The organism is Hafnia paralvei, assembly GCF_020150375.1.
Taxonomy (GTDB): Bacteria; Pseudomonadota; Gammaproteobacteria; order Enterobacterales; family Enterobacteriaceae; genus Hafnia; species Hafnia paralvei.
In genome coordinates this window covers 333,326-343,970 of sequence record NZ_CP083737.1, presented here as the reverse complement: position 1 = coordinate 343,970, position 10,645 = coordinate 333,326, and the positions used below count along the sequence as shown (strand labels likewise).

At 50.0% G+C, this 10,645-nt stretch carries 6 protein-coding genes and 1 pseudogene; 3 read left to right on the top strand and 4 right to left on the bottom strand.

Annotated elements, in window-relative coordinates; genetic code table 11:
- Positions 1-72: 72 nt before the first annotated feature.
- Positions 73-912 carry a glyoxylate bypass operon transcriptional repressor IclR gene (gene iclR / locus K9N75_RS01570; protein WP_004095271.1) on the top strand — a complete coding sequence of 280 codons (840 nt, stop codon included), beginning with the start codon at positions 73-75 and terminating at the stop codon, positions 910-912.
- A 39-nt stretch (positions 913-951) separates the two neighbouring features.
- Here iclR and K9N75_RS01565 read toward each other — a convergent pair.
- The 4 genes and pseudogenes from K9N75_RS01565 to parC all read right to left on the bottom strand — a co-directional run bounded on the left by K9N75_RS01565 (position 952) and on the right by parC (position 8,349).
- Positions 952-3,382 (bottom strand): annotated as a pseudogene (locus K9N75_RS01565) (DmsA/YnfE/YnfF family dimethyl sulfoxide reductase).
- Between the two features lie 179 nt (positions 3,383-3,561).
- Complete coding sequence (ftsP, locus tag K9N75_RS01560; protein ID WP_008814711.1) at positions 3,562-4,980, bottom strand: cell division protein FtsP; 1,419 nt, start codon at positions 4,978-4,980, stop codon at positions 3,562-3,564.
- Between the two features lie 126 nt (positions 4,981-5,106).
- Positions 5,107-5,853, bottom strand: a complete 747-nt coding sequence (locus K9N75_RS01555) for a 1-acylglycerol-3-phosphate O-acyltransferase (protein WP_008814710.1) — start codon at positions 5,851-5,853, stop codon at positions 5,107-5,109.
- A 216-nt stretch (positions 5,854-6,069) separates the two neighbouring features.
- On the bottom strand, positions 6,070-8,349 hold the full coding sequence (gene parC, locus K9N75_RS01550; protein WP_008814709.1) for a DNA topoisomerase IV subunit A: 2,280 nt from the start codon (positions 8,347-8,349) through the stop codon (positions 6,070-6,072).
- 255 nt (positions 8,350-8,604) lie between these two features.
- Between parC and K9N75_RS01545 the strand changes: the two genes are divergently transcribed.
- Positions 8,605-9,783, top strand: coding sequence for an AgaS family sugar isomerase (locus K9N75_RS01545; protein WP_096080059.1), 1,179 nt, complete (start codon positions 8,605-8,607; stop codon positions 9,781-9,783).
- On the top strand, positions 9,783-10,511 hold the full coding sequence (locus K9N75_RS01540; RefSeq protein ID WP_224452146.1) for a GntR family transcriptional regulator: 729 nt from the start codon (positions 9,783-9,785) through the stop codon (positions 10,509-10,511). The genes K9N75_RS01545 and K9N75_RS01540 overlap by 1 nt, the downstream gene beginning before the upstream one ends.
- Positions 10,512-10,645: the final 134 nt, after the last annotated feature.

Sequence of the window (10,645 nt, the reverse complement as noted above, 5' to 3'; positions counted from 1 at the left end):
TTATAACATTTTTTTAATAAGAATTTGTTCAATAAAAATAATTATTTACGACTGTCTCAGGAGAGCAACACGATGGCGACGACCGTGCCCGTAAAACGTGGGAAGAAACCACGTGCCACCACGCCAGCCGCAGCGCCTGCGGCCACCGGACAGGTTCAATCCTTACAACGCGGATTGAGATTGCTGGAATTAATTGCCGAATCTCACGGTAGCGTTGCGCTCACGGATTTGGCTCAACAAGCAGGACTGCCAAATTCCACGACTCATCGCTTATTGAGCACCATGCAGCAACAAGGCTTCGTCCAACAGGTAGGCGATTTAGGTTTGTGGACCATCGCTTCTCATGCTTTTTTCGTTGGTAGTAGTTTTCTACAAAGCCGCAATCTGCTGGCGATTGTCCATCCGATTTTGCGCCGTTTAATGGAAGACTCGGGTGAAACCGTTAACTTAGCGGTGTTAGACGTCAGTGATTTTCAGGCCGTGATCATCGATCAGGTCCAGTGCACACAGTTAATGCGCATGTCTGCGCCAATCGGTGGCAAACTACCGATGCATGCATCAGGCGCGGGTAAAGCATTTTTATCCACCGTGAGCGATTCTCATCTGGTTGAATTACTGCATAAAAAAGGTCTGCATAGCTATACACCGCATACCCGTAGCAACCCTACAAGTTTGAAAGAAGAACTGGCGCATATCCGCAAACAGGGGTTTTCTTTCGACGACGAAGAGCATGCTTTGGGACTGCGCTGTATCGCAGCCTGCATCTATGACGAGCATCAAGAGGCTTTCGCCGCCATTTCTATTTCAGGCCCCGTTTCACGTATTACGGACGATCGCGTTATCGAAATTGGCGCTCTGGTGATTAAGGCAGCCAAAGAGGTCACACTGGCCTACGGCGGTAGACACTCATAACGTAATAGGCTCCCCTGAAGGGGAGCCAGATTGGGCGAATTATACTTTTTCGATTTCCACTAAATTAGTGTGCTGCGGATTACCCTTAGCTAACGGTGATGGACGCATCGTAGTCAACGTATTGATACAGCCACCGTGGTCGACCTTATCCCCAGCCATATCTGCCTGATGCCAAGCCCCCTGTCCCATTGCGCTGACTCCCGGCATAATGCGCGGCGTGACTTTAGCATTGATAATCACCGTACCACGCTTATTAAATACGCGAACTTTATCGCCATTTTGTATACCACGTTTCTGAGCGTCGATAGGGTTAATCCACACCTCCTGACGACAGGCGGCCTCTAGCACATCAACATTGCCATAAGTAGAGTGGGTGCGCGCCTTGTAATGGAAGCCAAACATCTGCAGCGGATAGATAGCACGTAGAGAATCATCCCATCCTTCAAACGTCGAGGCATACACCGGCAACGCACTAATGGTTTCGTCTTTTTCCAACTCCCACGTAGCGGCAATTTCTGCCAGTCGCTCAGAGTAAATTTCGATCTTTCCTGAAGGCGTTTTTAGGGGATTCGCGTCTGGATCTTGGCGAAATTTTTGGTAAGCAACAAAATGACCATTGGGATCTTTACGTTTATAAATTCCCTGCTGACGCAGGGTTTCATAATCAGGAAGCAGCGGATCGCGCGCCTGCATTTTGGCATACAGATAGTGTAGCCAATCAGACTGCGTACGCCCTTCAGTAAATGCCTGCTCTACATCTGGCCCCAGTCGCTTAGCAATCTGTGACATGATTTCATAGATCCCCTTACGCTCAAACTTGGCGCTAGTCGCAGGCTGACTAAAGATTAAATACCCCATATTTCCCGCATAATCATTAGGAACAATATCCTCCTGCTCCGTGGTCATCAGATCCGGCAGCAAAATATCGGCATACTTGGCCGAAGAGGTCATAAAGTTTTCAATGACGATGATCTTTTCGCATAGGGTATCGTCCTGCAAGATTTCGTGGGTTTTGTTGATATCTGAGTGTTGATTAATCAAAGTATTACCGGCGTAGTTCCAGATAAATTTGATGGGAACATCCAGCTTATCTTTTCCGCGTACCCCGTCGCGTTTCGCCGTCATCTCAGGTCCACGCCGGATGGCATCGGTCCAAGTAAATACAGATATAGACGTTTTGACCGGATTGGTGAGTACCGGCATCAGCTCAATCGTGATGAGATAAGTCGATTCTCGTGCTCCACTGTTGCCACCATGAATACCGACATTTCCGGTCAAAATCGGCAACATAGCAATTGCTCGGGCAGTTTCTTCCCCATTAGCCTGTCGCTGTGGACCCCAACCTTGGCAAATATAGGCAGGCTTCGCAGTACCGATCTCACGCGCGAGTTTGATAATACGTTCGGCGGGAATACCTGTGATACGAGATGCCCACTCTGGTGTTTTGGCTATCCCGTCTGGCCCCTGACCTAAAATATAGGCTTTGTAGTGCCCGTTTGCGGGAGCGCTATTGGGTAATGTTTTTTCATCGTAGCCTACGCAATAGCGATCTAAGAATGGCTGATCGACCAGATTCTCACTGATCAACACGTACGCTATCCCCCCCACCAGCGCAGCGTCTGTTCCTGGACGGATCGGGATCCATTCATCTTCACGCCCTGCGGCGGTATCGGTATAGCGTGGATCGATAACGATCATTTTGGCATTAGAGCGTTCACGCGCTTGTTCGAGGTGATAAGTGATCCCGCCGCCACTCATCCGCGTTTCAGCGGGATTATTACCGAACATAACGACCAGTTTGGAGTTCACAATATCCGACGTACTGTTTCCATCGTTGCTGCCGTAGGTGTATGGCATGGCTGCAGAGATTTGTGCGGTGCTATAGCTACCATAATGGCTAAGATAGCCACCGTAGCAGTTCATCAAGCGGCCAATGATCGAGGCATACGGTGATGAACGGGTGACGTTGCCGCCGATGACGCCGGTTGCATAGTTTTGATAAACCGCTTCATTACCATATTTTTCAACCGTGTATTTGAGACTGTTGGCTATTTCATCATAAGCCTCATCCCAACCAATGCGCTTGAATTTCCCTTCTCCCCGCTTGCCAACGCGTTTCATGGGGTAATTCAACCGCTCTGGATGATTCATGCGGCGGCGAATAGAGCGCCCACGCAGACAGGCTCGGACCTGATGATCGCCATACTCATCTAAGCCTGTGTTATCAGTTTCAACCCAATACACTTCATTATCGCGGGTATGCAGACGTAACGCGCAGCGTGACCGAGCACATTCCCCACGTCACTTTATCTGGCGGAGGCGTTGCAACGGGCGCAGCCTGAACATTACGCATAAACGGTAAATTCAGCGCTCCACTTGCTAATGCTAGCCCACCCAAAGCACTGCCTTTAACCAAACTGCGGCGTGTTATCGATATCCCTTCACTATGTATTTTTTCTTTATTATTCATTTCGATGCCCCCTGCCCGAACGATTGCTCAATTAGCTATAGCTACCAAATAAAATATTGAGTTAGGTTGGGGAGAATCAAAAAGAAGCGACTTTTTACACAGAGATGATCAGAAATGTGAGAGGAGATCGATTTATGACTACGCCCTTTCACACAAGAAAAAGGGCGTTATAGGAAGAGTTATTGAGCGGCGTTGACGACCAGTTGTCCAACGCTACCCCGGGTAGCAAGTTCTAGTGTTTGGCTATAGTAGATGAACGGGAAATGTTCAGAAGATGCCTGAGGGAAATAGACCATCAGAGATACTTCACCATCTACCCACACCGTGTCTTTCCAGCCACGGTCTTCAACCATTGGCGGCGCATTGTTGACGCTTTTCACTAAGAATTTAGCACCCTGAATGTAAAACGCCTGCGGCGTATCTGCACGCACCGTCCAGCGTTCCCATGTCCCCTGCTGTGCCTGAATATCTGTCCGGTGTAAATCCCAAACTGCGCCGTTTATGCCTGGCTGGGAAGCACTGCCAAGACTAATGCTGCGCGTATTGACTACGCTGCCTTCCATCATGTCATCAGACAGCAGACGCGTTGGCAGATTATCCGTCACTAGCGGCAGCAGGCCGGTTGGACGCAGGGTAAGTACGGTAGTAGAAATCAGAATGGAAGAGGGCTCAAACAGGCCACGCAGACGATCCATAATACCTGCTGCAACACCCGCAGTAATCGATACCTCTTCGCCTTTAGACATATCGACCAGTACTTCGCGGCGCTCTCCCGGAGCCAATGTAAGGCTGCTAGCAATCACTGGCGCTGGCATATAACCTTGATCGCTGGCAATAACGCTGAATGGACGATTATCGCTCATGGTCAAAGTGTAACGACGAGCGTTAGAAGCATTGAGCAAACGTAAACGTACCCAGCCACGAGAAACCTCAACAAAAGGTTCCTGCACGCCGTTAACCAGCAGAGAATCTCCGTAGAAACCACCGGATGAAGGCGCTTCGTATTCTGGTGTACCAAAGTTATCTAAGCGTTTGTCTTGGATAATGACGGGGAAATCATCCACGCCATAATGGTTTGGTAAAGGCAGATTTTTGCTGTTCTCATCTTCAACCAACCACATTCCTGCTAGGCCGTTGTATACATGTTCAGCCATATGTCCAGGCGTGTTGGCGTGATACCACAGCGTGGCCGCGGATTGGCGAATAGGCAGCACTGGCGACCAATCCACATTCGGTGACATGAGCCGTGCCGCACCGCCGCTTAAAGCGCCGGGAACTTGCAGCCCACTGATTTCCATCGAAACCGACTCAGGCAGACGGTTGCTATAAATCAGCTTCACGTCATCACCGCTATAAACACGTACGGTCGGCCCCAAATAAAGTCCATTGATACCCCATGTGCTGACCTTACGTCCGCTCATGAAAGCCCAATGTGAACGCTGTAGCGTCAGAAACAGAGGCTGACCGCGCTTTGATTCCAATAGAGGAGGAATGGGCAGCGAAACTTGCGATCCACTCGCATGCGCCCTCAGCGGCAATGCACTTGCACACAGTGCCAGACCCGAAGTCTGAATAAACCGACGTCGACTGAGTGACATAACTTCTCCATGAATTTGCTATGCAAACTGAAAATCCAGAAGGGATCTCAGCATCAACGATTGAATTCAACCGTTTAAATAAAAGACCTGCCTAACGCTGACAGGTCTAAATAATATTCTTTAAAATCAAGACTTAGCTTCGCGCATCTGAGCTTCACGAGCAGCAACTTCTGCATTCAGCTCATTGATTTTCGCTTCCATCAACGCATGACAGTAGGCTGACAGTTCACGAACCTGATCTTTGCCGTATTTAGTCACATCGATCGGTGGCAGCATCTCAACAATAACTAAACCGTTATTCCAGCGATTAAGCTTAACTTTATCGTTTGTATTAGATGCACATACCGGAACAATCGGCACACCAGCGGCAATCGCGGCATGGAAAGCACCGGTTTTGAATGGCATCAAACCACGACCACGGCTACGAGTTCCCTCAGGGAACATCCAAAAAGAGATCGTCTTAGTGCGGAATTGGTTCACAACCTGCGCAATCGTGTTATGCGCTTTCGCACGGTTCGCTCGGTCAATCAGCAGGTTCCCCGTCAGCCAATAAAGCAGGCCAAAGAATGGGATCCAAATCAGGCTTTTCTTACCCACTGTGACTGTGTTGGTCTGCACCGCATTCGATATCGTTACCATGTCATAGTTGTTCTGATGGTTGGCGATATAAATCGAGTTACCGTAGTTTTTGGCTTCAGCCGGAATGCGAGTTTCTACTTTCAGGCCAAACAACGGCGACAGTCGCCCAAACATATGGCCGAAAGTCGCAACGTGGCGTGGATTACGTGGGCTAAACAAGCAATAAATACAACCGAAAATGCAGGCCAAAATACAGTATAACGTGACCAGCACAACGCGAATGATGGATAACATAACAACCTCATAAACATATAGCCGGAGTTAGTATACCGACTTAACTGCAAAACACACCGGAGATTCCTTGACTGCAGCGTTAAAAAATCATTGGAAAACAAGCGAAGAAATATGTCGATATTGAGCAAGCTCGGTACAAATTTCCTACTCCGACGTGACGCTATATCACGTCACGTCGGCTCGTCCTACCAAGATAAACGTTTAAACCCTCAACAATTACTCTTCACTATCGCCTGGGCCGACTTTGATCTGCTCTGGCATTTCTACATCAACACGTTCAATGCGCTGCAGGCCACGCGGTAACAGCGTACCTTTGCGTCCGCGTTCAGCGCGGAATTTCTGTAGCTCCTGCGGCTTCATCACCAGCTTACGCTTGCCGACATGCACCGTAATTGACGTCTGCGGCGGCAATACAAACAGCCACGCCAGCTTATCTTCACCCGATGCAGCTTGCGCAGAAGGAATTGAGACAATCTTGTTGCCCTTACCCTTCGACAGCTGTGGCAAATCATTCACTGGGAACATCAACATACGGCCAGCCTGTGTAATAGCCAACAACATGTCATCAGCACCGTTGATTTCAATCGGTGGCAACGCCTTAGCATTTTCTGGCAAGGTAATCATCGCTTTACCCGCACGGTTACGTGCGACCAAATCGTTGAAAGTACATACGAAACCATAACCTGCATCTGAAGCCATCAACAGTTTTTGGTCATCCGCAGCCATTAACACCTGCTCAATAGTCGCGCCTGGTGGTGGCGTCAACTTACCGGTTAACGGTTCACCCTGCCCACGTGCCGAAGGCAGCGTCGTTGGATCAAGCGCATAACTGCGCCCCGTGGAATCGATAAAGACCACAGGCTGATTGCTCTTACCACGCGCAGCTGCACGGAAGCTATCACCCGCTTTGTAACTCAAGCCGGTAGGATCGATATCATGACCCTTGGCACTCCGCACCCAACCCCCTTCTGACAAAACAATAGTCACTGGCTCGGATGGAATGAAGTCGTGCTCGCTCATGGCTTTAGCTTCTTCGCGCTCTTGCAGTGGAGAGCGGCGATCGTCGCCGTAAGCCTGTGCGTCAGCCTGAATTTCTTTCTTAATCAACGTATTCAGTTTACGTTCAGATGCCAGTAATGCCTGCAAATGGTCGCGTTCTTTAGCCAGCTCATCCTGTTCACCACGAATTTTCACCTCTTCCAACTTAGCAAGGTGACGCAGTTTCAGTTCAAGAATAGCTTCTGCCTGTGTTTCTGAAATACCAAAGCGTTCAATTAGCTTCGGTTTGGGCTCGTCCTCGGTACGGATGATATGGATCACTTCATCAATATTGAGGAATGCCACCAGCAAACCTTCCAAAATGTGCAAACGTTTCAGCACTTTTTCCAGACGGTAGTTTAAGCGGCGGCGCACCGTATCACGACGATAAGCGAGCCATTCAGTCAGAATTTCGAGCAGATTTTTGACCGCTGGACGATTGTCCAAGCCGATCATATTCATGTTAATGCGGTAGCTTTTTTCCAGATCGGTAGTGGCAAACAGGTGAGCCATCACCTGATCCATATCTACGCGATTGGAACGCGGCACGATGACTAAACGGGTTGGGTTTTCGTGATCGGATTCATCACGTAAATCTTCAACCATCGGCAATTTCTTCGCACGCATCTGGCTGGCAATTTGCTCCAACACTTTCGCGCCGGAAGTCTGGTGCGGCAGCGCGCTAATCACCACCTCGCCGTCTTCTTTTTTCCAGATTGCACGCATGCGAACCGAGCCACGGCCGGTGCGATAGATTTTACGGATCTCTTCACGCGGCGTGATAATTTCGGCTTCGGTTGGATAATCAGGGCCTTGGACATGCTCGAGAATATCGTCGAGCGTCATACTCGGCTTATCAATCAGCTCAACTAAGGCTTTCGCCAACTCACGCACGTTGTGCGGAGGAATATCCGTTGCCATACCAACGGCAATACCGGTAGTCCCATTCAACAAAATATTAGGCAGGCGCGCAGGCAGCGTTTTTGGCTCCTGCAGGGTGCCGTCAAAGTTTGGCGTATAGTCGACGGTACCTTGTCCTAACTCGCCCAACAGCACTTCAGCATACTTGGACAGGCGTGACTCGGTATAACGCATCGCAGCAAAGGACTTCGGATCATCCGGAGCACCCCAGTTACCCTGACCATCAACCAGCGGATAACGGTAGGAGAACGGCTGGGCCATGAGCACCATGGCTTCATAACAGGCGCTGTCGCCGTGCGGATGATATTTACCCAGCACGTCACCCACGGTACGTGCGGACTTTTTAAACTTGGCGCTGTTGTTTAACCCCAGCTCCGACATCGCATACACAATACGACGCTGTACCGGTTTTAAACCATCACCGATAAAAGGTAACGCCCTGTCCATGATGACGTACATGGAATAGTTGAGATAGGCGTTCTCTGTAAACGTGTGCAGCGCTTGGCGCTCGCTGCCGTCATGGATCAGATCGCTCATTAATAATCCTCTGGCCGCCGCCCTAACTGAATGAGTAAAACAGTCCGCAGCGGGACTTAACGACTGTCTTGGTCTTTACACAATTGCCCGCGATAGTAACTCATCTTTTATAGGCCTGTCACAGGTGATAGTAGGATCACCCGACTTATCCTTCTTGTAGGGCGTCTAATCATAAAACCGATCGTCGTCACAGACAGGCGTATTTTTTTTCTCCACCATCAAACATTATAACGTTCGAATGTTTGGAGATTAATCATGCAGAACTCAAGCAACACACTGTTTAGCGAAGCCGAATGGCAATCAGCCGGTGGATTATTGACACTACAATCTATCTGCAATCAGCCTCGGCTATGGCGTGAAGGCTTTGCTCTTATACAGCAACACCGCGCGGAAATTGAGCGTTTCTGGCAACAGTTGGCAGACGAACCGCGCAATATCATTCTATGCGGTGCCGGTTCATCGCTTAGTGCCGCACGCGTTGCCGCACAGTGGATCCGTCAGCAAACTGGAAAATCCATTCAGGTTCTTGCCAGTACCGATATCGTCGTCAAACCTGAGCTGTATCTGGAGAATAAACCGACACTGCTGGTTTCCGTCACCAGCTCCGGCAGCACCCCAGAGAGCACCGCGGTGTTTGAACTGGCTGAACGCCTGATCGATGACTGCTATCACTTGATCGTTGCGAACGATCCGCAGGGAGAATTACCTAAACGCAGCCAGCATCACGCCAAAACCCTCTATATCCCAGCGCCTATCGGCACCAAAAACGGCTCTTTTGCTGCCGCCGCGGAATTTACGCTACCGATCTGGTATCTGCTGCTCATCTTCTTGCCTCAGCAATGGGATATCGCTCAGCGCGCCTTAGATGTTTACCAGCACGGAGCTGACTATTTTCTTTCACAGCAGGCTGACAAAATTGCTGCCATCGCCAAACGCGACGCCCCCGTGGTGATCAGTTTAGGCTCATCGTCGCTACAGTTTATCGCTGCCGATGCCAGCCTGAAATTGCTGGAGATGTGTAACGGACGGCAGGCTACCGATGATTTCTCAACGCTGGCATTTCGTCACGGCCCTAAACTGATCGTCAACCAGCCAGTGACCGTGGTTTGCTATCTTTCGCCCGATCAAGAGATCCTTCGTTACGATCTGGATATGGCTACCGAGTTAGCCGCGCAGCGCCATCCACAGGGGAAAATCATAGGCATTTACGCAGCAAACGACGAGCGTGTCGCGCAAGCCTGCGATGAGTATCTGCATTTTGACTCACCAGAATTGACCCAACTACCTGAAGTCTTTAGCGGTTTGTTGTATGTTATGTTCGCTCAGCTACTTGGGCTATTGCGCGCACGCCAACTGGGTGTAACCCCCGATCTCCCTTCCAATGACGGTAAAGTGGCCAAGGTGTGCAAAGTGACCATTTATGGACAGGATTGATGCATAACGAACTCGAACAGGCTGCCCCTCTCTATTTGCATATCGCAAAAGATCTGCGTGAAAGAATCGAAGCGGGAGAATTCCCGCTCGATACGCTGCTGCCGCCAGAGCCTGTGCTCTGTCAGCAATATCAATGTGGCCGAGTTACGCTGCGCACGGCGGTTGAAATGTTAGCTCAGCGGGGATTTTTGACCAAAAAACAGGGGCGGGGCACTCTGGTGACCACGCCTGCGTGGTTGGCAGACAACACGCTGCCAGTGGGTTTTAGCGAGAAAATGACCCAGGCCGGTCTTGCTCACCACACGCAAGTGGTACGCTTCGAGCAATGTCCGGTTACGCCAGAGCAAGCTCAGACGTTAGGCCTCAATGCCTCTCAGCGCGTGATAATCCTTGAACGGTTGCGATTCGTCGAGCAACATCCGGCGCTATATGAAATCACCGTTTTACCCGCCGAACGTTTTGCCACGCTGAATCGCCAGCACGTAGAGCAGCATGGGCTTTACCATACGCTTGCTCATGACTTTAACCTATTGAGCATGCAGGCTCAGGATGATTATCGTCCCTGTATCGCCCCTGCACCGATGGCCGCTCTATTACAGCTCGAACACCAACAGCCTTGCATTGAAATTGTGCGCCTTGCCACCAGCCACGGCCAGCCTTTCGAGTTCACGGTGAGCTATACCAACACCGAACATTACCCGCTTCGCTTCCGCTATCTGCGGGGATAAAACCGCTAATATTACAGCGCTGCAAGATTCGCAGACTTATCTTGCAGCCGCGTAATAATTCAATAGCATCATGTAGCCTTTGGGAGATTTCCTCGCCTTAGACTGATTACGTCCCTTTTTCTGCCTGCCTAACG

Bases quoted from the DNA above. Each gene is read 5' to 3' on its own strand.
- iclR (WP_004095271.1), top strand. From the start codon at position 73: ATGGCGACGACCGTGCCCGTAAAACGTGGGAAGAAACCACGTGCCACC.
- ftsP (WP_008814711.1), bottom strand. From the start codon at position 4,980: ATGTCACTCAGTCGACGTCGGTTTATTCAGACTTCGGGTCTGGCACTG.
- K9N75_RS01555 (WP_008814710.1), bottom strand. From the start codon at position 5,853: ATGTTATCCATCATTCGCGTTGTGCTGGTCACGTTATACTGTATTTTG.
- parC (WP_008814709.1), bottom strand. From the start codon at position 8,349: ATGAGCGATCTGATCCATGACGGCAGCGAGCGCCAAGCGCTGCACACG.
- K9N75_RS01545 (WP_096080059.1), top strand. From the start codon at position 8,605: ATGCAGAACTCAAGCAACACACTGTTTAGCGAAGCCGAATGGCAATCA.
- K9N75_RS01540 (WP_224452146.1), top strand. From the start codon at position 9,783: ATGCATAACGAACTCGAACAGGCTGCCCCTCTCTATTTGCATATCGCA.